Consider the following 23,576-nt stretch of genomic DNA (forward strand, 5'->3'; position numbering starts at 1 on the left):
ATTAATCAACGGGGAGCAGGTCAATCACCTCCGCTCCCGGGAGTCAGTATCATCCTGGAACTTTGTTTCTGAATGGAGCAGGATTTCGGGCCAGGGTCAATCCTTAGGCCATTTATCCTTCAGAAGTCCTTAACGATGCGGCTGTAAGCCAAAAGGCTCAGACGGTTCAAATTAACTGTCTGAGTCTATTTTTTTAAACAGGATGTTAACCATTTTTCTTATATTTATCAGGCAAATACTCAGGCCTTTCAACCATCCTAATCAATTTAACCAGTTCATCCTTATAAAAAGCTAACTCGTCTTTATCACCACAGCCAGTAATACGAAAAATCTCTTCATCTGAACAATGGCTCAGGATGTGATCGATACATCCTTCATACACCATTAACTCTCCTTCAGAAGCTCTGACATCAAATAACGTAACGCTGGCAATACATTCTTTCTGTAACAAGTCCATCCTCTTACCACCTGATGTAATCAGAGTAATTCTGCCTAAACTGAATTGCCACGGATAATCTGGGCGCTTCCGAGCCGTTGATAATACTGTTTTTCATATTCAGCCGGTGACATCTGATCGCTAGAACCACGCCGGCGCTGACAGTTATAAATCATTTCGATGTAAATAAAATATCGCTGCGGGCTTCTTCCCGCGTTCCGTAGATCTTTTTCTTGATCCGTTCACGCTTCAGCAACTGGAAAAAGCTTTCTGTAACCGCATTATCGTGGCAGTTACCGCAACGATAATGCTGCCCTCCAGTCCGTGCGATTTCAGGAACGACTGCCATTCATGGCTTGTGTACTGACTGCCCGGATCCGAGTGAACCAGCACTTCTTTTTGGGGGTTACGCCGCCATACAGCCAGGAGCGGAACTTTAGGAGATGAGTTTCAGGCACTCTAAAAGGGATGTTCCCGGTGTCACGTTATAGCGTCCAATGGGTTCTGGAGCATATGGAATATCACGTTCGGCTTCATCGGCCAGGTAAGCCAGATATTCTTCACGGGTTTGAGCTTGTGCAAAACGTCCACACGTCCACACATAGACGCCCCCAGCACTGTAATGCTGAAAGTATAGGGCAGGGAGAAAAACTGGGCGCACCCTTAAATACTACGTTTTATAAGGGAATTTGATTTAACAGTACACGGAAATTTAAGTAAAGGAACGGTCGGCGATTCTGGTAAGTACCTCTCAAAAAACGTACTGAACAGACAGATAGTTTTATCTTCGCTTTACCTTGTCGGAATCGCAGGCATAAAAAAACAACCGTAACAGGTTGGTTTTGATGGGTTTTTTTAGCCGACACGAGAGGATCTGAACCTCTGCCATCCTGACACCCCATGATAGCCGATATTTACAGAAATGCTGCTTTGTGCCAGAAGCGGATGTTGCTGATATTGAGAAAACCATTCTCGCCAGGAAAGGTGGACAGATGAGCCGGAAAACAGAGTACTGCGATATTTCCGGCTCGCAGCTTACCAGGGGGTTCTGCCGTCAGGCTCTATAAACGCACCGGATTCATCCCCCTCAAGGGCATATTTAACCGGCAGGCGCGCCCCCTCGGCTGGCGTCATTGTTCCATAGCCCGTAAGGTCCGTTTTTACAAACCCAGGGCTGACAGAATTTATTTTTATACCGGTGTTCCTTAACTCTTCGCTCAGTTGAACAGTAAGCATGTTCAGAGCAGCTTTGGAGGCATTGTAGCCAATAAATTGTGAGGAATAATATGTGGAGGTCGGGTCACCGTTAAGCGTAAGCGAACCTAAAGAGCTCGACACGTTGACTATCCGGGCAGCAGGTGCGGCCCGTAGCAGCGGCAGCATTGCCTGGGTGACTGCAAGGGTCGCAATAAAATTCGTTTCCATCACGTGACGGACTGCCTCGATGGCAGCCTTGCCCGGGGGACCATCTGCATGATCAAATACACCGGCGTTGTTTACCAGGATGTCCAGCCTGCCAAATTCAGCTTTAATCAATGAAGTTGCAGCGGCAATGCTGTCATGCCGGGTGATATCGAGTTCACAGGGTTGCACGGACAAGCCCTGAGTCTTCAGCACTTCTGCAGCCGCGTTACCGCGGCCAAAGTCCCGCGCCCCCATGATAACAATCACTCCAGCCTGCGCCAGCTGACGTGCAATCTCAAAACCAATGCCTTTATTAGCTCCGGTAACCAGAGCGATGCGTTGCTCATTCATCGATTATTTCCTCCGTATGCGGTAAGGAGATAATATATGAAGCATCATTCAGCTTTGGAATTCGCTTTTGACAACATCCAGACACACTTACCTGAAGCCCCGCAGAACGCCGCGTCAGGCCCGTTCAGCAGTGACAATGGACGCTATTTTTGAAGCCACCATTCAGCTTCTGGTAGCTGACGGCATACATCGTCTCACCACCACTCGCGTCGCCGAGCGGGCAGGCGTGTCCGTAGGAACGATGTATCAGTACTTTCCCCACAAAGAATCTCTGGTTTATGCCCTCAATGAACGTTATTTAGCAGCGCTTGCCGACAGGATTGAAATCACCTGTCGGAACCATCGTGGCGCGACGGTTAGCGCCATGACTGAGGCATTAATCACAACCTACTGGCAGGCCAAAACAGAACGCATTGAAGTGACAAAAGCGCTCTACCGTTCTGTCGCAGAACTGGACAATCAGCCGCTGATTGACACGTTTGCCAGCCGCGTAAACAGTGCGACGACTGCGATGCTTGAAACCGCCAGTGACATAACGTTTCAGGACGTCAGGAGCGTCAACCTGACGCTTATTACTGTCATATTCGGCACCGTGCGTAATGTTTTTGAGCAGGATCTGGCTCCACCACACACCGAAAGCGTGCTCCGGCAGCTCATCATCATGTGTAACGCCTATCTGGACACCTTCAGGACCCGTTAAAATACGCTTCTGCGGAAATGGCACCGGATCAGGTAAGCCGGACGCCACTGCGGGCGGCTTTCATATCGCATTCCGGACACACGGAAAATCAGTAACATATGAAATACAAGCGAAAGGTGACATGCACAGCATACATGGCTGCTATAAGTGCTGTCCGCTTCGTGCCAGCAGCAGACGTTGATAACGTTGAGATATGTTAATTTATGGGGAGCAGGTCAACCCAACTACAGGTGAGATTGTGTCACGTAAGTTCACACAATCTGCTGATATCAAAGAGGCGACGGCGACCAGTTACATTCGGGAAGCTGTAAATAAGTATCCTGTAGGCGCGACCATTGTTAAAGTCCCATCAGGTGGGGCATTGGCTGGCGATACGCTGCGTGGGACTTAATATTTTAGAAGTTCCTCCTCAGGTAAAACCCATTCCACAAGCGGTTTTGAATGCAGCAGACAAGGCTGGAGTGGTAATACGTGATACAAATGGGAAAGTTTATCAATGAAGCAAGATGTATTTTATTGTAAATCATGGTTTAGGGCAAAAAACAAACCAATAGATATATGGTTAAAAAAGAAAGCATATAAAAAACATATTACTGGTGAGTCTTATACCGCACTCATTGGTTCAGATTCTACACCATCATGTTTTATTGAAGTAATGAAAAGCAAAGGATGGGTTGGGGTAAGCTTTCTAAATGAAAACTTACAAGAGTTTTTGCTATACAATTTTAAAATAATTGATGACGATCGTTTGTTTTTATCAATGGCTATTTATCGAGAGTTTGCTGAGCGTGATGGAGAAGGTGCAGGTATATTGAATGTGTTGCATGGTACTACATATATTTTTAGCGAAGATGGTAGCACTGTAGTAAGAGAAGAACAGTTCCATCCCTATAAATTAGAAGAGAGTCAAACAATGGTCGATGTGGCAGGGAATTATGATACATTTCCCGATTTTGGTGAGTATGATTCTTTGATCCGAAAGGAAAGGTAAGAAATTGTGACCTACTCAGCATTTATTAACACGCGTCATCAGCTGTGGGATAAATTACGAACTTCCGCTGTTCGCTCACAGCGGACCTTCAGCTTACGTAACTTGTCTGCTTCGTGCCAGGAGCGGACATTCATATTTTAATATTGAGAATTTTAGCCGCTTTGTTAATGAAAACAGGAGATCTGAGCCCAACATGCAATGCGACTTCCTTACCTCGCTCAGCGCTGAAACTCACCAAAGCCAACGTCGCTTGGGTTCTTGCCAGGCTCCCTGCCACAGGTCAAAACGAGTGAGTGGTTCAAGCTTTTTTTGAACGGCAGTTTCGCCCGCGGATGAGAGACTTCGCTCTGAAATGGAAACACCGAAAAGGCCTTCAGCGACCGGAAATATTTCACATTTTGGTGTCAGCGATCCCAATGCTTTTTCTATCTTGTTACGTTCTGCTTTGATAATTAACTGAAGTCCCATCAGTTTTTAAACTCCACAATGGCTACCTGCTCAAGCGCTTGCCTGACTTGGTCCTGAACCTGGACAGAGATGGACTGCCCTGTGATGTCATAGACGACCCGGCAGGTTTGAATGTGCGGTGGAAGTTGCGATAGTCCCCAGCTTATTCTGGCAATATTGTATGCAATACTGAGTCTTATCGATTCCGGTGATGCCAGACTGTGGTTGGCCACAAGTAGAAACTCGCCGCGTTTTTCATTTATAAACTCCGGGCTGAACATTACGCCTCCGTTTCATTGTCTTCGCCAAGCGCTGGATAATGAATGCTTTTTCATCAATGTCTTATCTTATCAGAAATCCTGTTCGAGTCGCGATGTACGTTTTTCGCTCATAGCGGATCATATTGAGGTGAATAATTTTAGACTTGGCGAGCAGTGCGCAGCCAGTAAAACATGCCCGAAGACCCGGACGGTGACAGCGTCGTTACCTGTTGTTAGCTCAGTTGTGCCCCCAGGCACGCGATGGAAATAAGCAAAATACAGAGTGACCTCCCTGTGGGATAGCTGCATACAAAGAGAAGATGCTTGGAATTTTCCCCGTTATCCACCGCGAGGTTATCCAGTGAATAAATGATCTCTTATGAATAAGGTAAGGCTGAAGCCCTTAATATATTGCGTGCTACCTGAAACAACTTGCACTAAATGGTGGTTCCTTATTTGCAAGTTGACGAGGTACAGATGTGATATCCGGAGGATCTTTTTTAAACCCTCCGGGATGCGGGATCACCAACGGAGTTCAGAAGTTGGCATAAAAGTGACCGTTCTCACAACACCCATTACGTCATAATTGACCTGCATACTGGTCGGGAGCGCCCGGCCTTTAGCTTCATAGAGATCGGTCCAGCCAAACGCTCTCTTCATGACGACATAGGGAGGTGAACTTTTTAATGGTTCCCCTACATTCTTATGTACCCATTGGCGCGACATATTTTTTTGCAACGGACTCGGTAGTTCGTTGGGAAACTCCCAGTCAGCTATCGTTTCATGCTGCATTCTGAGTGTAATGGATTTCAGTATCTGACCTTCTCGCCAGAACGAAAGAAATACCCCTTCCTGAGCCATATCAAGACTGATAGTAGGTGTTCCAGAAGAGCCCTTTGGCGTTGATTTGTAAGGGATTAACTTGTTATCAAGCATGTCCTGATACGATTTTCCCAAGCTATTTATCAGCGCATCAACATTTACGGTCATTCATACAGCCCCATCTCTCTGTTTAACTTATGCATTTTCGCTCTTGCTGCCTCTATCTGGCTCTCAGTCGCGCCATGCTCTTTCAACGCCGATTTAATAGCGTCCAGATTACGATCCACTGCAGCCCGCAAGTTACCCGAGTCCAGTTCGATTTGCGCCGGTGTATTACGTCCGCCGTAAGTTTCACTGAGCTTCTGGTGAATCTCTTTTGGAATGACTATTGCGGAAACCTGATCAGTCAGTGCAAGGATCTCATTATCGTCCAGCAGTGGATAGTTAGCTCTCAAATAAGCGTCAACAGCAGCCCTTGATGGCATATGGTCAGCTTCATATTTTCCCTGACGCGAACGACGCTTGAAGTCGCTGTACAGCTCCACCTCCAGAAATTCCACTGGCGGTTTGCTCAGGTAGATATAAATCGGCGGAATATCTGGCACCGGCAGGATTAGGATGTAATCCGCAAAATGCTTCTCATCGGGTGTCGGGCTGGTCGTAGCCGTAATACCCGTATTATCCGGTAGCGGATCCACAATCACCGGGTTTGGCAGCACTGGCTGCACCTGATTACCGGTGTTCGACGGCGTATTTACCCCCGAATTATCCGGTGTCCAGATGATGGTGATGTGGGGTTCTTCCTGCGTTGTAAAGGAATATGCCTGGTAGCGGCTGTCCCACTCCATTTTTCGCACCCGCACCATATCCCTCCCCGGTGGGGTGTGCCAGCCACGCGGTACAGGGTTGCCTTTGCCGTCCTGTTCCCAGGTATAACGCACCCGCGTGGGCACTTCATGCATCTGTTCGGCCCGCATCCGGTCGATAAAATCCTGCTCACCATCATTAAGTCGTCCGGGCATCATGCCGAGTAGTAACCCGGCCACCGGCGCACCGGCAGTGCCGCGTACGGCCCACGTACCATAGGTCAGAGCTCGTCCTGTAAGTTGTTCCAGTATACTCGCCCCGGCAGTTGCAGCCTGTGCCCGTGTGGCAGCGGCGACAGTTGTGACTGCCGCCTGATAGTCGATTTCCTCATGGTTTCCGTTCAGCCATTTCCAGAGAGCACTGCGTTTCCTGGGTTTCGGAATGTCCTCCGGGGCGGTGGGCTTCTTCTTCGCTGCCTGCGCCCGCTGCGGTGCTTCTGTATCCGTTACCGGGCTGTCTTCCGCTTCGTGTACTGGCGGTAATGCCCGGTAGAAAGACATCTGCGCAAAGTTGCTATGTGGCTCGGGCCGAACGCCCGCATCGTTGCAGCCCTCTGCGCGCAGGCAGGATTTTGCAAACACCCGGTTACGTTCCCGCTCCCCGGCCAGCCGGTTTGCTTCCGCCTCCTTCTCCTTCAGACGGGCAACCAGCATCGCAGCGTGTTTCTCCTGAGCCACCTGCTCAGGCGCAGGACCAGAGCCAAGCCACTGTCCTGCCGGCGCGATCACTTTATTAGTTCCCGGAGGACAGCCACACCGGACGGTGGAACGATCTACCGCTGCCGCCGCACCGTTCCACAATGAATTTGGCTCACCGTCAACAATAGTTCCTGGCTGTCCGCACCTGGGACACGTTGTCGTTGGATCACCCACCCGCACCACGGCGCGGCCGTATTCGGTGCAGTTCGGCAGGGTCGAGCAAATAGTCGCCCCCGTTGAAGTTTTATCCCCGTGCAGGGCAAGACCGCGACCGTAACAGTTAGTTCGATAGCCACCCATAACTATTCATGACCGGCGGAGAGAACGTCATCACCCATCGGTACGCCATCTCGCACAATCAGCATTCCTGCTGATTGTGGTGTACTGATTATCCGGTCACCATTGCTCAGCAGACTGCCCACGAGCGCAATCTCCCGCCCCCCACAGGTATGCTTGCTTCCCGCGCTACTGACGATCCTGGCTGAACTGCCGTCAGGATAAGTCACAGTACAGCCTACGGTCAGGACACTGACCCAATGACCATTTTCCTGACGAATTTTGTATCCAACTTCCGGGTTCGGGTTGAATTCATCCCCGGTACCGCCACGAAGGGTCAGGCAACCGGCTACCGCGATGCGGTGAATGGCTTTCACGAGATGCGCACGGCAGAATGCCTCCTGCTTCTCAATCAACGCCCGGGCCTCGCCATTCACTTCCGCCAGTTGTTCCGGAGTGAAAGGGGATTTATCCATTCCGGCCAACATCTCCGGCGTCTGATCGTTGGTAAACTGCTGTGACATATTAAATCCTTTTAATTTATCTGGGTAATTACCTGGCTATCATACTCTTTGCTGAACTTAATCTAAATTTTCCTTTTCTGATTGTCGGTGCAGAGCACGGATCTGGCACAGAGTGGATGGCTGTTGGTTGGTCCATCTGGCGGCCAGCATTAAGTCAGAGCCATAAGGCAGGTCGCCAAATCTGTTGGAATGAACGTTGATTTTGCTTCCCGGTGAGGGAGCGGAGCGGTTGCGTCTTTTGCAGGTAAACTGCCGCTTCGAGCAGGAACAAACATGCAGAGAGAAGGGGAGAGCGATGAAGGAACGAGCGGTATCTCTGTTCGCTCACCTGTTACTGAACGCATGAGGACAAGTTGTGAAAGATGTGCGCTTATATCCTCTTACGACGCTTTGCGGAGTACATCACCTCGTCGCTCTCTTTAAGCATCTCCCCCAGCGACTGGTAACGACGCGCGTCACTATGCAACATTCCAAAGGAATAATTAATGTTGTACGGCTTACCCGATTTTTTGTTGTACTCATCCACACTCTTTCGAAGATTGTTCAAGAAAGCATCAGCATGAGCCTGCTGCGTAGCGAGAACGGCAAATTCATCCCCACCAAGACGTCCTACGATATCTCCGGCACCAAGATGTTGGTGCAACAGCGCTGAGAATACTTTTAACACTTCATCACCTTCAGCGTGCCCCCAGAGATCGTTGATAGGTTTGAATCTATCCAGATCAATAAAGATAAGGCTAAATGCCGCATTATCTTTAGTAAGGCTGCGGAATCGTTTTTCCCCCGTCCTGTAAAAGCCACGACGATTAGCGATACCTGTCAGGCTATCTGTCATGGCCATTCCAATCACCCTGAATTTATCTTCCAGAATAAAGGCTAAATCCTTGAGTGAAGCAATATCATCGTCGTTAAAGCCACGGGGAGTGGTATTGATCAGACAAAGCGTACCTGCTACCTGTCCATCAGGCAGATGTACCGGGTAGCCTGCATAGAATCTGATGTAAGGCTCACCCGTCACCAGAGGGTTATCGTGGAAGCGTTCATCATTAGCTGCGTCGTTAACAATAAAGGGGCCTTCCTGCAAAATGGCATGACCACAAAAGGAGATGTTACGGGGCGTTTCCTTAATACCCAGCCCCTCACATGCAAGCAACCATTGGCGCTCGCGATCAAGGAGGCTTATTAGTACGACAGGCACCTGGAAGACCTTTTTTGCAAGGCGAGTTAAACGATCAAAACGTTCATCGGCACCTGTATCAAGCAGGTCTGCCAGATGGAGAGACTTTAATCGTTCTTCTTCATTTTCGGGGATTCCTGGAAATTTCATACGGCCTCGCAGAGATATACTTGCTTTATGTCAGCTACGTTGACTGCATCCAGACTGGCTAAGCCTTCCACGTCATTAGAACAATATAGTTCAAACGATAATGGACAGCCTGTTTGCTACGCGGCTCACGACTTGTGATCCCGCCTGCTTTTCACCTGTCGCAGCCTTTCAGCTCACAGCCCCCTCTTTTAGTAGAAAGTTAAACATCACTGAATCGCTGACAAAACGTCGGGTTGGTGGGGATGGGGTGCCTGTATAACCCGTAGCGATTCAGTGAGCGGTTATCAGGGCATTTTGATGCTGTGCTTCCAGCAATGAATTCACTGCAACATCATTTTAGTTACAACATACTTTAAGGTATAAACGCGGTACCAGGCCTCTGACCCGGAGCAGAACTGCTTTTCAGGATTAGGTGGCGGTTTGTAAGTTGATGTTGGTGCTAAGTATTACCGGCGTTGCCTGGTTTTCCCGCTTTTACGCCCAGTGTTGCAGTACACATTTCATTATGATCATAGGTTTGGGCCTACTTCAGTTCTTCCTGGAACCTATTTGAACACTGGATATTTTCATAACTGCCAAACACAGCTGAATATCATGCTTCTGTATGAATGAACCCACTATCCGGCATGCATATCTTTTTAATACAAGGCATATGCATATCGGAGAGTCTATGAAACCCGCAAAATTTTCCCTTATTACGGCCAGCAACACTCCTCTGCGGCTCCAGCACCTTCTTGCCTTCAAGGTTTGACCTACATAGGCACTGCATATAAAGAGACAAATGCTGAACTAGGACACGCGACTAAAGTAACTGCGATGCCGCCTTTTCTGGTTTGCTGGTCTCCAGGATGGAGGCCAGCAATTACAGCTAATCATGAACTTCGCCGGAACGTATGAAACCATCATTTTTTTAACAAAAGACGAGAATTTACCGGCAGGGCCGGGCGCGTGGCCCGGCTCCGCTTAGATGCTTACCATGCCTGTTCAGTAGGCATAATGAACAACTCTGCCATGTCCACGTGATCCGGTGCCTGCAGCGCAAAGATGATGGAATCAGCAATATCTTCTGCCTTCAGGAATTTCATCTGTTGCTTCAGTTGTTCCATCTGTGCGCGGTAGTTTTCGTCCGTAATATGTTCGAATAACTCGCTTTCAACTGCGCCGGGCTGTAGCGTGGTTACACGGATATGGTATTTAGGCGCTATCTCCATGCGGAGAATATCTGAAAATGCCGTCACCGCATGCTTCGTTGCACAGTACACGCCCAGCCCGGGAAATGTTTTCCGACCAGCAATCGAGGAGGTATTAATAATGTGCCCTGACTGTTGTGCCTGCATAATAGGTAGTACGGCTGCGACGGTATTCAGCACCCCCTTGATATTCACATCGACCATACGGTTCCACTCTTCAAGTTTAAGACTGTCGATATCAGAAATTGGCATCAGGCCGGCATTGTTGAAAGCAATATCTATCTGACCGTAGGTTTCATGCAGTTTTGCCACGCCTTCAGCGACGGAGGCCGGGTCAGTCACATCCATCTCCAGCGCAATGGCTTCACCGCCTGCAGCCCTAATCTCGGAAACAAGAACCTGCAGACGTTCCAGGCGGCGGGCAGCGAGTCCGACTTTGACGCCATGTTCCGCTAATTTTTTAGCGGTGGCTGCCCCGATCCCACTTGATGCACCGGTGACGATAGCGACTTTATCTTTAAGTTCCATAATTGATCCTCATGTGAGTTAGTGTCACTGCTTCAGAATGAATGTCTGAAGTACTCTTCAATCATGTCTCCGTCAGATAGGCTTTTCTCGCGGCGAATTGCTCAGACTGTTGCTGTTTTGCTATGGACGTGGTCGCTCCGGTATTGGCTGGGTGACACGCCGTTATGCCTGCGAAATACTGAGGCAAAATGGCTGGGGCTGTTGTAGCCAACCGCCAGGGCAATACTAATAATGGACTCATCTGTTTCGGAAAGCAGACGGCGAGCTTCTTCCATGCGCATCCGAATAAAATAAAGAGAAGGCGAAAGCCCGGTAGACTGCTTGAAGACGCGGCTAAAATGATATTCGCTAAGATCAGTGAGTTTGGCCAACTGCTCTAAGTCAAATGGTTTAGCCATGTCTTCGCGCATCGCCTTAAAAACCTTGTGTAATTTGAAGGCTTGCAAGCCCCCACGAAACCGCTTCACCTCAGTTTTGTACGTGCGGGTTAGGTGCACCGCCAGCGCTTGAGCGATACCCTGAATGAACGGTCCGCTGGGTGGATGATGTACGTAGAGCTCGTCACGTATAAATTCCAGCAAAGCTGATAACTTGTGGTCGCGTTCACCCGATACTTCCTTCAGTTCGATACCCTGCATCATGGACACCCCGATATAGACGTGCATAACGACAAAAGGAGTACCAGGCTCAGCTTCCCATCTCATTTCTGTGGGAGAGTCGGAGGTGGTGAGAAAAAAATCACCTGAGGAGACATGGCTTGCTAACCATTCACCTCCTGGGGAGCGCTCTTCGACGAGCGCTTGACCAGAGAGAATCCAGACGATAAATGGTTCTGGTACGGCTGGAATGATGATATTTTCCTGAACCTGCCGACGCCTTATGATTTGCACGAATACATCCCGGGAAGATTGTGCCCTATGTTCCCTGAGCAGTTCGCCGGGAATGTATTCTTCGAATGCCTCTGCGGAAGTCCGCTCTATCATATTTATCGTCAACCTCAACTATGCCAATTTCACAAGGTTTATAGCGGGCAGAGATCCCCCCGGGAATAGTTGTAAATTACCACCAATTTCAAGGCTACCGAGGTCTATGCTGGCGAAGCCAATTATGGCGGCTAATTTTTCCACTTCCGATTTCGCATCAGCATGATCGCCAGAAACGAAAACGACGCGACGCCCACCTGCCTGAGCTGGATCATGTGCTAACACACTTGCCGGAATAGTGTTGAAGGCTTTGACGATACGGGCACCCGGTGCCCATTCCTTAACAACCTGGCTTGAATTCTTGTTACCCAATTCAGCCAGTGTGTAATCTGGCAAAAAAAAGCACCGGATTGGTGGCGTCAATCAGAATACGTCCCTCCCAATTTATACCTCTTAACGCAGCTTCCGTCCTGTTCCAGTTAGTGCTAACAAATACTATTTCTGCCTCAGCAGCTTGCTGTACGGTACCTGCACGAGCGCCAGTACCCAATGTTTTAACCACATCTGTCAGGCTGTCAGAACCACGGCTATTACTTAACAGAACATGCAGCCAGACAAAAGCCGGTTATTACAGAAGAGTACTGGAGCCATATTAGAGGCCAGGATCACTAGCGAAGGTTTTAGTGCAACTGGGTTCAAAACTCTGGTAAGGGGATGACAAGTGTTTTTTGCTCGGCAGCACAACCCTTGCTGGCTTCGTTTAAAAAGTGTTCCTATGTTGGATTGGTAACTTAAACGAAACTTTTAACCATTGCTTAACTTAAAAGTTGTCAATGTAGCAACTACCTGTTTTTACACCAATAAATGTTCCCACGAGTACTGTTTTGAAGTTGTGTCTGCTCATTAGAAGGAATATAATTTTACAGGTATGTAACCTCAAAACCAAATTAACATTTATCAATAGAAGGGAATATGAATAATAAAGTTATACTGCCATCCGTACTATTTTTAATAACAACTTTATTGGTAGGTTGCGGAGACAAACAACCAGATTGTGGGTCTTCATCATTTTCCAAATTAGTACTCGATCTGGTAGGTGGTAACGCTTTTTCTTATTATAAGTCTCATTCTGACGATTATGGTATTGATGCAATAAAATTTTCCGATAAGGACGATTATATTCAACGTAACCATATAGAATTGCGTAATATACGTGAGTCTTCGTCAAATGAAAAAAATCAGCAAAAAACCTGTAATTTCGATATTAGCATTCAACCCGCAGGCCCGATTACTAACAGATTAGAACTCAAAAACCAGACAGCGGTAGTGAGCATCGATAATGAAGGAAAAGAAGTTATTTCAGCAGCGTCAAATTTAGGTTATAGCATTTTAAATGATGCTGAGTCTGTAGAACGGGGTCATCCTTCCAAAGAACAGCAGGAAGCACTGGATACATTAAAAAAGAAAGAAGCTGAACAACAAAAGAAAACCCAGCAACTTAAAAATGAAGTGCTTATGACTCCAGCTGAAGGTTATCACTTTATCAGCGAAAAAGATCTTACATGGTTGTTTATTTCACGTGCAAAAAATCTGACCCAGAAGGAAATGCTTAACCTAACAAACGCACAGTATTACAATGAGCAGGATGATTTCAAAAAAAGGGATATTGAAAAGACCGCTATACCAGCAATGATGGAAAAGGTTGAGCAATATAAGAACATCAAGTTCATTAAATTCATTACCGCACAAGGTCAGACCGAAATATCACAAGCCACTATTTCTGGCGATCCAGTGTTAGATATGTTCTTACCGGGATCATTCCCGGAAAAATATGATTTTGATAAGAATGTATTTCCTCTGACATTCGCTGGATGCCCGCAACAGAATAGCGGTGGATACACCTATACTTCCCGTCAGAATATTAGTATTAACTGGGATGCTGAAACTTCCCTTTCTTCGTGTATGCTGAAACCGAAAGATGAAGGTGAGGCGCGTTCCTGGAATGAAATTTTCCAGCAAGAAAAAGATGAAATGCGACATAATAATTATGTCGTGCACTATTTTGCACTTAATGATGAGCTTGATAGTTCAGGTCGACTGCAGGCAATGCTGGTGCGCAGTGAAGTTAATTACAATGGTGCTCATCCACTAAAACTGACTACAGAATAATTTAACATAGAAAACCTCTGCTACTGGCAGAGGTTTTTTTTAATATCTCAGTTTCTTTTCCTGTAATATTACTAGTACAGGAAATATATTCTGGGGTTTTAAAGAAAGACTGAATAATAGCGATCCTGATTTTCTTTCGAAAATTGGTGAGCAAATAAAGTAACAACAGGGGGAGTTATGACTTCAATTTTTATGGTTGTGTTGATTGGGCTTCTGATAAATATACCATCTTTGATTCCAGTGCTTTTTCTTAAAAAGGTAAGCCGCAATATCAAAGTTTCAATTGCGATAAGGATCTTTATTCTTAATATATTCTTGGTCTTTTCACTTGTGACACTGACTAACAGCATAACGGAAAAATATTCCACTTTTCCGTTATGGGTAACGTTAATGGCTGTTGTTTGTTTTGGAATATTACTTATTTCAACAATCTCTTATATTCGTAAGTTTTTGAGCATCGGTATAAGTCGGGCTATTATTCTTTCTTCCTTCATGATTGTTTATGTTGTCAGGGTTCAATCGGTATTTGCTGACAGGATCAATGGGGGATACACAATCAATGGAAGTAGCGCAGTATGGACATTTTTCTTCATGCTCGCTTGCCTCCTTGCTTATCTTTCATGCGCAGGCAAGAAAAACTTTTCTGGTACTTATACATCATCAGTCAACAATCAAGTTCATCCTTATAAGACAAATAAGGAATATGAAATGCAATCACAGATTGATTATGATATTGCAATTAAAGGAAGAAGTGTCTTATCTGACCCGACTCTTTCTATTATTGAGCAAAAACGTTACCGTGATGCTCTGGAAGAGAAAGAAAAAGATACTTTTTGATAGTTTTTTGTTTATAGCAATAACAAGGCCGAATTTAATTCGGCTTTGATTTTATATGAAGCCAAAATATCTGCATTATTTCTAGAGAGAAATATTTTATTTGCAGGCATACTCGGTTTATCTATTATTTAATCCTTATGACATCCTGTTCATTTCTGGCATTACCTTAAGTTTACTCTTTTTGAATTATAAGTTGAGTGTATGTGGTGGATCTGGATGGATCGGTGACGTTCATTTCACCGGTTTGCTCCATCACCTGTACTATTTTCCACCCTTCACGAGCAAGGTTTGGTATTGTACCGGAAATTTTGTTTTCGCAATTGAAAACTGTATTATCGTTAAGTCTTGCTTTATGTGGAGCCATCACGGGTACATCCGGAGAATTACACACGTGAGCTTCGCCCGCATATGCTGTGCCGGTTAACATGGAAATAAGAGAAATGATCACTTTTTTTTGCATCATACACCCACCATTATTAAACGTTTAACTCAGAATTAATCGTGTACTACAGTCCCCATCATTTTAGGCATTTGAAAGCCCATATCCAATGGTTTTGTTCTGTTCGCTTCTGGCTCAGGAGCATCAGTTGATCTCATTGAAGTGATTCATCTCTACTTATTAAAATGTACCTTTGAAAAAGTAGAGAAAATGAGATACGCTTGAGTAGACCATTCGGCCACAGATTTTGCACAGCACGCCGGTGTGTTTCGCCCGGTCTCGCTGCCCGGTTATGACAAAAACGATGCAGGTTCACAATGCCCCCATTAACTGATACCGAAAGTAATCAGCCTGCCCGGCATCCGGTGAATGTGCCCGGCGAAGCCAAATCGCCTGCTCCTTATAGTGACACTGTCACGAAAGTTAATCCCGCGCAGGCGTACCTGCTATCGCTGAATTCAGTCCGCAGCCGGCAAACCATGACCTCCTTCCTCAATATCGTGGCGCGCATTCTCGGTGCCAGCGATCTGACTGACTGCAACTGGGCAGAACTGCGCCGTCATCATGTACTTGCACTGATAGAGTTACTGCGAGATACGGGACTGGCAGTAGCCACGGTCAACACCTACCTTTCGGCACTGCGCGGCGTGGCGATGGAAGCCTGGATGCTGAAACTGATGAATGTTGATGATTATCAGCACATCCGTGCTGTACGTTCCGTCCGAGGTAGCACGCTGCCGCGCGGTCGGGCATTGTCACGTGAGGAGATACGAAGATTGTTCGCTATGTGTGAAGCCGACCGCAGTAGCAAAGGCGTCAGGGATGCGGCACTGCTGGCGGTGATCCTTGGCTGCGGCCTGCGCCGATCAGAGGCGGTGGCGCTGAGCTATGAAGATATTCTCCCCGGTGAGCGCGCATTAAAAGTGCTTGGCAAAGGTAACAAGGAAAGGCTGGCCTATGTCCCGGCCGGTGCCTGGCAACGACTGATGTTGTGGACCGATCAGATTCGTGGCGAGCATCCCGGGCCTCTGTTCACCCGTATCCGCCGGCATGACTTTCTGACAGAAGAACGCCTGACCGACCAGGCGGTGTACCATATCCTGCAGGTGCGTCAGCAAGAGGCCGATCTCGACAAGTGCGCACCCCATGACCTCAGAAGAACCTTCGCAACGGCGCTGCTCGATAATGGTGAGGACTTAATTACGGTCAAGGATGCAATGGGACATGCCAGCGTCACCACCACGCAGAAGTATGACCGGCGCGGTGAAGATAAACTGCGCAAGGCCAGGGATAAAATTGATTTTGATTGAAAAATTCAACCCTAAGGGCTTGTGGGTATCAAACATTTTGCGCTGAAATCTGCCATTTGCTTTCCTTGCTGTCACGACAGGCATGCCATCCGGGCGGCAATCCAGCAAGATCTACAATAGAGGGATCAAGGTCAACGATATTCTTCAAGCTGACCAACATAGCATCATCCTGCGTAACTGGTTCAGGCTGATCCGCATGAAATTGCCAGCCTCCATCATCAAGATCATGTGAAACGTAGGCAATCCAATCACCTTTAAGGATAATTGCCTTGTTCACAATTACGGCTAAATTTGGCGGATCATTAAATTGCCATTTCGCTGCGGTCATTCCCGATACCTCATTTGTTTGATTTTTCTCTATTCTGTTCGCGAGACAGAACCTGCGCGTTACTATAACTGTTCGTACCTGGTGAGACATCCGGATCTCTTATCTGACTTGGCATCCACATTCGGAAGGGATCAAAAGCCCGGAAATCTCAAAAGTGCATGGAACTAAAACAGGTCTATGTACATTACCACCACGCAGAAGTGTGACGGGCGCGGGGAAGATAAACTCCGCAGGGCAAGAGATAAATTTAACTTCCCGGAATAATCCTCGCTTTGGAGTGTGAGAGCCTTTTACAAGGAAGGTATTGTTTTTTAACTAGCTTCTATCCCGTCCGGTGGCGGCCTGTCATTAGCATTTTCCCCACGTCCGAGGAGTACAAGAGCGCCTGCTTCGCCAAGCTTTCTTAGTAGTCTGTGTATTTCTTTCTCTGTTTTATCTGCTTTTTACTGTTGAGCTGCTTTTCTCACACTTTCATTATATTGGATGGGCTGATTTGAGATCTGCAAGGTCCGTTTTGTTGATATGAAACGCTAACTTCTATTTCTGAATGGCGCAGGATTTCGGGGCCGAGTGTTCAAAGTAAACAGTATCTTAAGGTAAAACTAAGAAACAGTCAGGTCTGGAAATATATAGGCTTGACTCCATGGATAGTTACGCACCATATTTTGAGACGTATCACATAATTGGTATATATTTTTTACTGGATGATATATCGATAGTCTGCTATGCGTCGTTATATATTGATTATTTTGACTATTTTAATAATTGCCGCGCCTGTCTGACGATAAAAATAATTAAATATTTAGCCCGCCAAGGCGATAAGAAATAAGTAATCAAAGCAATTTTTCTAAATTGTATCTGACGCTTCGTTTGAAGTATGTAATGAAAGCAGAATATATAGCCTCATAAATTCGTCCTAACTTTAGATTCTGTAAAAAATTTAGTTTTTCAAAAATGGTGAGGATATGTCATCTATGTCGATAAAAAGCTTGTTAGCCGCAGCATTGCGCCGGAGTCGTTCCCAGCCAGCGAATGGCATTTATGATTGCCGAAATATGCCCAGAACGTTATCGGCGGCAGGCTTAAGTAATAAATCCCGTGGGATCCTGATGACATTTGTTCCGCCTAATGCCGATTATCCAAACGTCAGCCGGGCATGGCAGCAATTATCCTCTCCCGACTTAACCGTAATCACCCTTTCTTCCAGTGGCGCGTTGAGTAGCAGCGGCCGCGAAACGACTTATTGTGACGGCGCGGGGCAACAGGGCAGCTGGCTGTTCCTGCCCGACTCACTGGTTGCACAACACGAAGTACATATCGTTGATTTACATGTGAAAGATATGCATACCGCTCCGGATCGAATCAAAGCGATTCAGCTGGAGCTCGAAAGGTTGCAGGTACGTATACCGCTCTCCTCAGAGAAAACTTTCGCTATGGTTTACTGTGATGGGCTTTCTGCATCAGAAGGCTTTTTGATGCAGGCCTGGTATAACTGCGGTCGTTTCCCCTGCCTTGCTATTGGCGGTTCGGCAGGAGGAAAACTCGCTTTCGATGGTACATGGATAAGCGTGGGCGGTGAGGTGATGCAGGGAAAAGCAGTGATTGTCTTTTGCACCATGTCGAGAGGGAAATCATTCGCTCCTTTCAAAAGCCAGAATTTTAAACCGTGCAATAAAAGCTGGTTGATTGCTCAGGCGGATCCGGTCGCCCGTACCGTCACATCCGTATTTAACGAACAGGGTCAGCAGGTTCATTTTACGAGCGCGCTGGCGGAACATTTACGCTGTAATGAGCAACAATTAACCGAAAAACTTAAAGGGCTCACCTTCGGGGTGAAAGTAGGAGATGAATACTTCATTCGCTCTGTCGCGACCATTGACAGTAACGGTGTGCACTTTTTTTGCGACCTTGAATTTGGTGATCGCCTGCATTTGCTCGAAGAAACTGATTTTAAACAGGCGACACAACAGGACTGGAATCATTTCATTACGGGGCTTGGTAAACCTGCGGCCGTCCTGATGAACGACTGTATTCTGCGTCGTCTGGGCAGTGAGTCCCATCTGCATAACGCTCACTTTTTTAAAGGCTTGCCTGCTGCAGGATTTTCCAGCTTTGGGGAAATTCTTGGGGTGCCAATTAACCAGACGTTATCCGCATTGGTTTTTTTCAACCATGATGTGAAAGCAATGACAAATTTCCCGGTGGAATATGCCAGCTATGCGGGGCACTATGCCCAGCGTGCGCTTCGTCGCTGGGAAGCACTGAATGATTTCCAGAGTGGGGTAATTTCTCGCGTGGTTGCCTATCAACAGAAACTGGGGCCGCTAATGACGGCATTACCGATGCTCGAAGCGGCGACCCAGACGCAGAATGAAACCCTGGGGATGGCGGAAAACAGTATTCGCTCTATCAGCGATATCGCTATCCAAAGCCAGCAGGCACAGAACCGTTTAGTTGAAGGGCTGGACGATCTGGAGAAAATATCTGCAGGTATTAATGAAATTACCAGTGGTATCAGTAACATTGCATTCCAGACTAACTTGCTGGCGCTCAATGCCGCTGTAGAAGCAGCGCGGGCTGGCGATGCCGGGCGTGGTTTTGCCGTTGTTGCAAGCGAGGTGCGGCGGTTGGCACGTTCCTCAAAAGAACAGGCGGATGCCACCGCCGCAAACATTAATCAGGCGGTCACCACGATTTCTCGCATCCGCAACGTGGCGAATAATACCGTGGAAACGGCCAGCAACATGGCACAGCACTCAATTTCCGCAGCTGATACGATTGCGACCATGAGCAGTAAAACCAATGATGAGCGGGAAAGTATCGCCACACATCTAAGCAGCCTGCATGCCCTGACCGCAGGTATGGATGCCATGCAAGAAGCAGTTGCGCAACTGACAGTGTTGCAGAAGCTCTCCACCCGACACGACCATCACTGAAGGTCAAGCTCTGCTGATAAATCAGCAGGGCTTATCTAATCGATTCATATAGTTAGCGAAAAAATTAACACCGGGAAAGTGTCACGCAGTGCGCCCAGGCTGATCATAATTTTCTCGCTGAGCATGTACCTGGTGGTCTACGGCAGGGTAACCAGGGACTCGCGGAGCACCTGTCCGGCTTGCTGAATCTGCTGGCAGACAAAGGCCACGTCAGGAACTGACTTCCTATATGGCAAAGATAATCGACGCTTCTGCGAATCGTTATTTTTATACTGGCAACACCTTCGTTCAGGAGATATTCATTATGGTATATGAACCTCAGAATTTTATCATTCACTTAAAGGTTCAAGACTAAGAAGATGTTTTTTCGCTTTATCAAGCAAGAGCAAGAATTCATCATATTTAAACTCAAAAATGCTATTACCATTAGGATAAATGATTATATTTAAAGATTTTTTATCTTCAGCTAATGAAATTTCTCCCCACTGAACTCGATTGAATAATAATTCAGCATAAAGATCATCTCTGTCCAACGAACTACCTACGCTATATTCTAACATTTCTAACCCTCTCTATTTTGTCGGTGGTTCCCGGAATCCTATAAATCTAGAACCATCGGAACTAAACCGCAAAATCCTTCCATCCGGTGCTTTAGCATCAATGACTTCTATAGGCTGCTTGTTTTCAAAGACAATTTTGCTTTCAATTTTTGTTCCTGGATTATCCAGAATCTCGTTAACTATACTCTGCGCTTCCTGATTGAGAACGGATGCTTTCTGACTTGAATAGGAGTATGCAGACCCTTCTCTTCCCCCATGTTTTTGCAATGACCGTCCAGCATCAGTTAACCCATTTCTGTTTGGAGAAGAAGCAGCTTCAGATAAATTTTGTTTTGAAGGCCGATCTGAACCTGCTTTATTTCGACCATTTTCCTCGTCCTCCGGTCCCCAGCCTCCCGGTGTTCCTGAGCCTGAGCCTCCTGCTTCAACTTTGTCGCCATCTGACAGAGCTTTACCAACATTTGGTTTCGGACTGTCATCATCTTTTAGCGCATCAGATATTATTTCTCCTAAGGCGGCGCCTGCACCTGCTCCTGCCCCCGCCATCCCACCACCAAACGTAGGGCGCGATAAATCTAAGGAATTATTATTCAGGCAGGTAGCCATTGAACAGCCTACCGCGTTGTTCTCTACCGCATTTTTACCGGCCTGCGCCCCTGTCACAGCTGACAACGAGCTGTTACCAGCCAGTCCTCCGGCAAGTCCCGCCGAGATCGATGCCAGTGAGCTGATAGTCTGTTTTTGCTCTTCTGTCAGTTTTTCTCGTGGTGTATCCGGATACAACTGGTGCGCAATAATTTCACCCACCCCCGCACCAGCAGCACCTGCAGCGGCATTGTTTCCCTGAAGAGCGGCCACCGCACCGCCCAGAATCGCATGAGCAATGGCATTAACGGCCGGATCAGCTTCAGTGAATTTCAGCATATGCGCCAGTTCTGGCGCGGATGCTCCGGCGAGTGCCCCGGCAACATTACCGCCAGCCAGTCCCTGCAGCGCTGCAGTAGCCGCCTGAATACCCCGCTGGATATTCCCGCCAGTGCCCATTCCTGTGGCCGCAAATGCCTCGTTATAGTAATTCTGGTAAAGCTGGTTACTGATATCTTCAGGTTTTGGCGTTTTGCCGGGGTTCTCTTTTGCCCATTGCTCACGAGCTGCAGCCTGCTCTTCAGGCTTGATATTACCCATCCGCTTTTTCGCGGTTTCAATTGCGCTCAGTTCACCCTGCGTCCGTGCAATGTCTGCGGCCTGGCTGCCAATATCGCTAATCAGGCTTACCGCCTTGAGGCGATTTTGCTCTTTCTCCTTGTCAAAGATAGGGGCAATACTGTCGTTAGCATGTTCCGTATCGCGGCTGAGTCCGCTGATGTCCTGTTTCTGATTCGCCTGATCACGAACAGTAATTGTGCCATTAGCCACTGCTGCCTGCGTGGTTCCCTCTGCATGGCCGCTGTGGCTTGCCGCAGAAATCATGCCGCCTGGCATATTTCCTTTGAACTGATCGCCAAATGTGCCACCGCCACTCAGGCTTACGCCACTGTGGCTGACTTTATAATCAGCTGCGTTATGAAGATCGCTGAAGCCCAGCGTCCCTGTATCAAGGCTGTTTTTATCGGCCGCCGCGGCGGACGCAATGACCGCCCCGTCCAGTTGGGTGTGATGGCCGACCGTGACGTCATAGCCTCCTTTCCCTGCAAACAATCCGGTCTGTTCCTGCACCGAATCATAGGTGCTTTTCATTTTGTCCTGGCTGGCGCTGATGTAACCCGAACCGGTCATGCTGCCGAAGGTAAAGCTGCCGCCAGCCGCCACACTGGTCTGCTTCGATTTGTAATCGTTGCTGTCCTGCTGGCTGCTCATCCACAGATCACGACCAATATCCGCGACAATTTTATCGCCGCTGACCTGCGCGCCATTCAGGATGGCGTCACGTCCACTGGTCATGGAAACGGTACCGCCGCTGTCGAGGATTGTTTCCGTCCAGGCCGTACCATTGCCCTTATCATTGCCCTTTGAGGCATTCACATTCGCGAAGACGCTAATGCCGAAGCCGTTAGTCCCTCCGCCAATGCTGACGCCCACGCCACCGCCGCTGCTGCTGTTTTTTCCGGTGGTTTGCTGGGTATTTGCCGCACCGCTGAGCACAATATCGTTCGCTGCGGCAAGTGTGGTATTGCCCCCGGCCTTAAGCTGACTGCCGCCGATAACAATGTCGCCGCTGTTTTCACCCTTCCCTTTGCCTTTAGCAGTGATAGCCAGATTATTCCCGGCATTGAGCGTGCTGCCAGTCACTGTATCGCTTTCAGCATGCTGTTCAGATTTCGACTTCTGTGAGGTCAGCGAAATACTGACACCAAAGCCGTTATTCGGATCGCCGGTTGCCTGCGCCACCGCCACACCCTGTGCTGCCTGTACACCGGAAAGGGCGGCTTTAGTCGCCTGCAGAGCGACCAGGCGACCATCACTTTCACCTTTCGCCTCCTGCGCGGTCTGAACGGCGCCGTTAATCGCGGAGCCAACTGCACCCGACAGCGCCACCGTCAGCCCACTGCTTTTCTGCTCGAATTTCTGATCGGTGGTGCGTTTGTCGTGACCGGGATCGATAACCACGCTGTCGCCGCTCAGGGCGAGATCGTTTTTGGCAATAAGGTCTGAGCCGCCAACATACAGTTGATTACCCGCAGTGACTGTCACATCGCCGCCGTTGCTGCCCACGGTGCTCATGCTCTGACTTTGGGTGGTGCCTTTCTCTTTCAGATCCTGTTTGGTTTTGCTGGAACCGATGGTGAAACCGATCCCGCCGGAGCCCATCAGGCCGCTCTTTTTCTTCTCTTTAAACTGCCAGTTCGAGTCGGTATTGGTGGCGGCGATGATATCTACGTTATGCGCCGCACTGAGCGCCACATCGCCGTCACCCACCACGGATGAACCTTTCACCAGCAGGTCATTGCCGGATTTCACCGTCACGTTATCGCCGCTCAGCAGCGTGCCGGATTCACGGGTGGTGCTCTGTTCGGAAATGGTGTGCGTTTTGGTTTTACTGAGGAAACCGCTTTTGGTTTTGGTCTCTTCTTTGTAGTGGTAATCGCTTTCGGTGGCGGTCGTCAGATTGACGTCGCGTCCGGCCTGCACGCCGATATCGCCTTTTGCATTGACCTGTGCCGCTTCGGCGTTCATATCGCGTCCGGCGAGGATCACCGTGTTAGTGCCGCTGGCGATCTCGGTGCCCTGCTGGCGCACCTGCTCATTGATCACT

The 23,576-nt window shown here is 47.9% G+C and carries 22 protein-coding genes and 3 pseudogenes; 7 read left to right on the forward strand and 18 right to left on the reverse strand.

Going from position 1 to position 23,576, the window contains the following annotated elements; all coding sequences use genetic code 11:
• Nucleotides 1-205: 205 nt before the first annotated feature.
• From O3S68_RS22135 to O3S68_RS22150, 4 genes and pseudogenes are all read right to left on the reverse strand, one after another.
• Nucleotides 206-457 carry a hypothetical protein gene (locus tag O3S68_RS22135; RefSeq protein WP_269232530.1) on the reverse strand — a complete coding sequence of 84 codons (252 nt, stop codon included), beginning with the start codon at nt 455-457 and terminating at the stop codon, nt 206-208.
• 35 nt (nt 458-492) lie between these two features.
• Nucleotides 493-865: pseudogene (locus tag O3S68_RS22140) on the reverse strand (IS3 family transposase); the annotation flags it as partial.
• A 31-nt stretch (nt 866-896) separates the two neighbouring features.
• A pseudogene (locus tag O3S68_RS22145) lies at nt 897-1,037 on the reverse strand (SOS response-associated peptidase); the annotation flags it as partial.
• Nucleotides 1,038-1,471: 434 nt separating this feature from the next.
• Nucleotides 1,472-2,191 carry an SDR family oxidoreductase gene (locus O3S68_RS22150; RefSeq protein WP_269232531.1) on the reverse strand — a complete coding sequence of 240 codons (720 nt, stop codon included), beginning with the start codon at nt 2,189-2,191 and terminating at the stop codon, nt 1,472-1,474.
• Between the two features lie 136 nt (nt 2,192-2,327).
• On the opposite strand from O3S68_RS22150, the gene O3S68_RS22155 reads away from it, so the two are divergent.
• Both O3S68_RS22155 and O3S68_RS22160 read left to right on the forward strand, forming a co-directional pair.
• Nucleotides 2,328-2,891, forward strand: coding sequence for a TetR/AcrR family transcriptional regulator (locus O3S68_RS22155; protein WP_269232532.1), 564 nt, complete (start codon nt 2,328-2,330; stop codon nt 2,889-2,891).
• Between the two features lie 496 nt (nt 2,892-3,387).
• The gene (locus O3S68_RS22160; RefSeq protein ID WP_269232533.1) at nt 3,388-3,882 is read left to right on the forward strand and encodes a hypothetical protein; all 495 of its coding nucleotides are present in this window, start codon (nt 3,388-3,390) and stop codon (nt 3,880-3,882) included.
• Between the two features lie 231 nt (nt 3,883-4,113).
• Here the strand turns inward: O3S68_RS22160 and O3S68_RS22165 are convergent, their stop codons facing one another.
• The 10 genes from O3S68_RS22165 to O3S68_RS24350 all read right to left on the reverse strand — a co-directional run bounded on the left by O3S68_RS22165 (nt 4,114) and on the right by O3S68_RS24350 (nt 12,306).
• Nucleotides 4,114-4,350, reverse strand: coding sequence for a hypothetical protein (locus tag O3S68_RS22165; RefSeq protein WP_269232534.1), 237 nt, complete (start codon nt 4,348-4,350; stop codon nt 4,114-4,116).
• Nucleotides 4,350-4,610: a hypothetical protein gene (locus O3S68_RS22170; protein WP_269232535.1), complete on the reverse strand. Its 261-nt coding sequence runs from the start codon at nt 4,608-4,610 to the stop codon at nt 4,350-4,352. The genes O3S68_RS22165 and O3S68_RS22170 overlap by 1 nt, the downstream gene beginning before the upstream one ends.
• A 501-nt stretch (nt 4,611-5,111) precedes the next feature.
• A complete protein-coding gene (locus O3S68_RS22175; RefSeq protein WP_269232536.1) occupies nt 5,112-5,579 on the reverse strand; it encodes a DUF6392 family protein in 468 nt (155 codons plus the stop codon).
• Nucleotides 5,576-7,276, reverse strand: coding sequence for an S-type pyocin domain-containing protein (locus tag O3S68_RS22180; protein WP_269232537.1), 1,701 nt, complete (start codon nt 7,274-7,276; stop codon nt 5,576-5,578). The genes O3S68_RS22175 and O3S68_RS22180 overlap by 4 nt, the downstream gene beginning before the upstream one ends.
• A gap of 2 nt (nt 7,277-7,278) precedes the next feature.
• Entirely contained in the window at nt 7,279-7,776 is a 498-nt protein-coding gene (locus O3S68_RS22185) for a hypothetical protein (protein WP_269232538.1), read from the reverse strand.
• Nucleotides 7,777-8,146: 370 nt separating this feature from the next.
• Entirely contained in the window at nt 8,147-9,103 is a 957-nt protein-coding gene (locus tag O3S68_RS22190; protein WP_269232539.1) for a sensor domain-containing diguanylate cyclase, read from the reverse strand.
• A gap of 971 nt (nt 9,104-10,074) precedes the next feature.
• Nucleotides 10,075-10,821, reverse strand: coding sequence for an SDR family oxidoreductase (locus tag O3S68_RS22195; protein WP_269232540.1), 747 nt, complete (start codon nt 10,819-10,821; stop codon nt 10,075-10,077).
• Between the two features lie 101 nt (nt 10,822-10,922).
• Nucleotides 10,923-11,804, reverse strand: coding sequence for a helix-turn-helix domain-containing protein (locus O3S68_RS22200; protein WP_269232541.1), 882 nt, complete (start codon nt 11,802-11,804; stop codon nt 10,923-10,925).
• 18 nt (nt 11,805-11,822) lie between these two features.
• Complete coding sequence (locus O3S68_RS22205; protein WP_269232542.1) at nt 11,823-12,140, reverse strand: NADPH-dependent F420 reductase; 318 nt, start codon at nt 12,138-12,140, stop codon at nt 11,823-11,825.
• On the reverse strand, nt 12,118-12,306 hold the full coding sequence (locus O3S68_RS24350) for an NAD(P)-binding domain-containing protein (RefSeq protein WP_442913189.1): 189 nt from the start codon (nt 12,304-12,306) through the stop codon (nt 12,118-12,120). Before O3S68_RS24350 ends, O3S68_RS22205 begins: the two co-directional genes overlap by 23 nt.
• Nucleotides 12,307-12,716: 410 nt before the next feature.
• Between O3S68_RS24350 and O3S68_RS22210 the strand changes: the two genes are divergently transcribed.
• Together O3S68_RS22210 and O3S68_RS22215 are read left to right on the forward strand one after the other, a co-directional pair.
• On the forward strand, nt 12,717-13,913 hold the full coding sequence (locus O3S68_RS22210; RefSeq protein ID WP_269232543.1) for a hypothetical protein: 1,197 nt from the start codon (nt 12,717-12,719) through the stop codon (nt 13,911-13,913).
• Nucleotides 13,914-14,090: 177 nt separating this feature from the next.
• A complete protein-coding gene (locus O3S68_RS22215) occupies nt 14,091-14,750 on the forward strand; it encodes a hypothetical protein (RefSeq protein ID WP_269232544.1) in 660 nt (219 codons plus the stop codon).
• Between the two features lie 172 nt (nt 14,751-14,922).
• Here the strand turns inward: O3S68_RS22215 and O3S68_RS22220 are convergent, their stop codons facing one another.
• Nucleotides 14,923-15,213, reverse strand: coding sequence for a hypothetical protein (locus tag O3S68_RS22220; protein WP_269232545.1), 291 nt, complete (start codon nt 15,211-15,213; stop codon nt 14,923-14,925).
• A gap of 293 nt (nt 15,214-15,506) precedes the next feature.
• Between O3S68_RS22220 and O3S68_RS22225 the strand changes: the two genes are divergently transcribed.
• Nucleotides 15,507-16,499 (forward strand): tyrosine-type recombinase/integrase, encoded by a 993-nt coding sequence (locus O3S68_RS22225; RefSeq protein WP_269232546.1) that lies wholly within the window; start codon nt 15,507-15,509, stop codon nt 16,497-16,499.
• A gap of 28 nt (nt 16,500-16,527) precedes the next feature.
• Here the strand turns inward: O3S68_RS22225 and O3S68_RS22230 are convergent, their stop codons facing one another.
• Nucleotides 16,528-16,827 carry a hypothetical protein gene (locus O3S68_RS22230; protein WP_269232547.1) on the reverse strand — a complete coding sequence of 100 codons (300 nt, stop codon included), beginning with the start codon at nt 16,825-16,827 and terminating at the stop codon, nt 16,528-16,530.
• 974 nt (nt 16,828-17,801) lie between these two features.
• Between O3S68_RS22230 and O3S68_RS22235 the strand changes: the two genes are divergently transcribed.
• Nucleotides 17,802-19,763 (forward strand): methyl-accepting chemotaxis protein, encoded by a 1,962-nt coding sequence (locus O3S68_RS22235; RefSeq protein ID WP_442913190.1) that lies wholly within the window; start codon nt 17,802-17,804, stop codon nt 19,761-19,763.
• A 63-nt stretch (nt 19,764-19,826) separates the two neighbouring features.
• Nucleotides 19,827-19,969 (forward strand): annotated as a pseudogene (locus O3S68_RS22240) (ArsB/NhaD family transporter); the annotation flags it as partial.
• A 123-nt stretch (nt 19,970-20,092) separates the two neighbouring features.
• On the opposite strand, the gene O3S68_RS22245 reads toward O3S68_RS22240, so the two are convergent.
• Nucleotides 20,093-20,323, reverse strand: a complete 231-nt coding sequence (locus O3S68_RS22245; protein ID WP_269232549.1) for a hypothetical protein — start codon at nt 20,321-20,323, stop codon at nt 20,093-20,095.
• A 12-nt stretch (nt 20,324-20,335) separates the two neighbouring features.
• A partial coding sequence (locus tag O3S68_RS22250) for a hemagglutinin repeat-containing protein (protein WP_269232550.1) occupies nt 20,336-23,576 on the reverse strand: 3,241 nt, incomplete at its 5' end.

This window comes from Kosakonia sp. SOY2, assembly GCF_027109175.1.
GTDB lineage: Bacteria > Pseudomonadota > Gammaproteobacteria > Enterobacterales > Enterobacteriaceae > Kosakonia.

What these genes read in the sequence shown, in the direction of transcription:
- O3S68_RS22135 (WP_269232530.1), bottom strand. Translation starts at nt 457, where the DNA reads ATGGACTTGTTACAGAAAGAATGTATTGCCAGCGTTACGTTATTTGAT.
- O3S68_RS22150 (WP_269232531.1), bottom strand. Translation starts at nt 2,191, where the DNA reads ATGAATGAGCAACGCATCGCTCTGGTTACCGGAGCTAATAAAGGCATT.
- O3S68_RS22155 (WP_269232532.1), top strand. Translation starts at nt 2,328, where the DNA reads ATGGACGCTATTTTTGAAGCCACCATTCAGCTTCTGGTAGCTGACGGC.
- O3S68_RS22160 (WP_269232533.1), top strand. Translation starts at nt 3,388, where the DNA reads ATGAAGCAAGATGTATTTTATTGTAAATCATGGTTTAGGGCAAAAAAC.
- O3S68_RS22165 (WP_269232534.1), bottom strand. Translation starts at nt 4,350, where the DNA reads ATGGGACTTCAGTTAATTATCAAAGCAGAACGTAACAAGATAGAAAAA.
- O3S68_RS22170 (WP_269232535.1), bottom strand. Translation starts at nt 4,610, where the DNA reads ATGTTCAGCCCGGAGTTTATAAATGAAAAACGCGGCGAGTTTCTACTT.
- O3S68_RS22175 (WP_269232536.1), bottom strand. Translation starts at nt 5,579, where the DNA reads ATGACCGTAAATGTTGATGCGCTGATAAATAGCTTGGGAAAATCGTAT.
- O3S68_RS22180 (WP_269232537.1), bottom strand. Translation starts at nt 7,276, where the DNA reads ATGGGTGGCTATCGAACTAACTGTTACGGTCGCGGTCTTGCCCTGCAC.
- O3S68_RS22185 (WP_269232538.1), bottom strand. Translation starts at nt 7,776, where the DNA reads ATGTCACAGCAGTTTACCAACGATCAGACGCCGGAGATGTTGGCCGGA.
- O3S68_RS22190 (WP_269232539.1), bottom strand. Translation starts at nt 9,103, where the DNA reads ATGAAATTTCCAGGAATCCCCGAAAATGAAGAAGAACGATTAAAGTCT.
- O3S68_RS22195 (WP_269232540.1), bottom strand. Translation starts at nt 10,821, where the DNA reads ATGGAACTTAAAGATAAAGTCGCTATCGTCACCGGTGCATCAAGTGGG.
- O3S68_RS22200 (WP_269232541.1), bottom strand. Translation starts at nt 11,804, where the DNA reads ATGATAGAGCGGACTTCCGCAGAGGCATTCGAAGAATACATTCCCGGC.
- O3S68_RS22210 (WP_269232543.1), top strand. Translation starts at nt 12,717, where the DNA reads ATGAATAATAAAGTTATACTGCCATCCGTACTATTTTTAATAACAACT.
- O3S68_RS22215 (WP_269232544.1), top strand. Translation starts at nt 14,091, where the DNA reads ATGACTTCAATTTTTATGGTTGTGTTGATTGGGCTTCTGATAAATATA.
- O3S68_RS22220 (WP_269232545.1), bottom strand. Translation starts at nt 15,213, where the DNA reads ATGATGCAAAAAAAAGTGATCATTTCTCTTATTTCCATGTTAACCGGC.
- O3S68_RS22225 (WP_269232546.1), top strand. Translation starts at nt 15,507, where the DNA reads ATGCCCCCATTAACTGATACCGAAAGTAATCAGCCTGCCCGGCATCCG.
- O3S68_RS22230 (WP_269232547.1), bottom strand. Translation starts at nt 16,827, where the DNA reads ATGACCGCAGCGAAATGGCAATTTAATGATCCGCCAAATTTAGCCGTA.
- O3S68_RS22235 (WP_442913190.1), top strand. Translation starts at nt 17,802, where the DNA reads ATGTCGATAAAAAGCTTGTTAGCCGCAGCATTGCGCCGGAGTCGTTCC.
- O3S68_RS22245 (WP_269232549.1), bottom strand. Translation starts at nt 20,323, where the DNA reads ATGTTAGAATATAGCGTAGGTAGTTCGTTGGACAGAGATGATCTTTAT.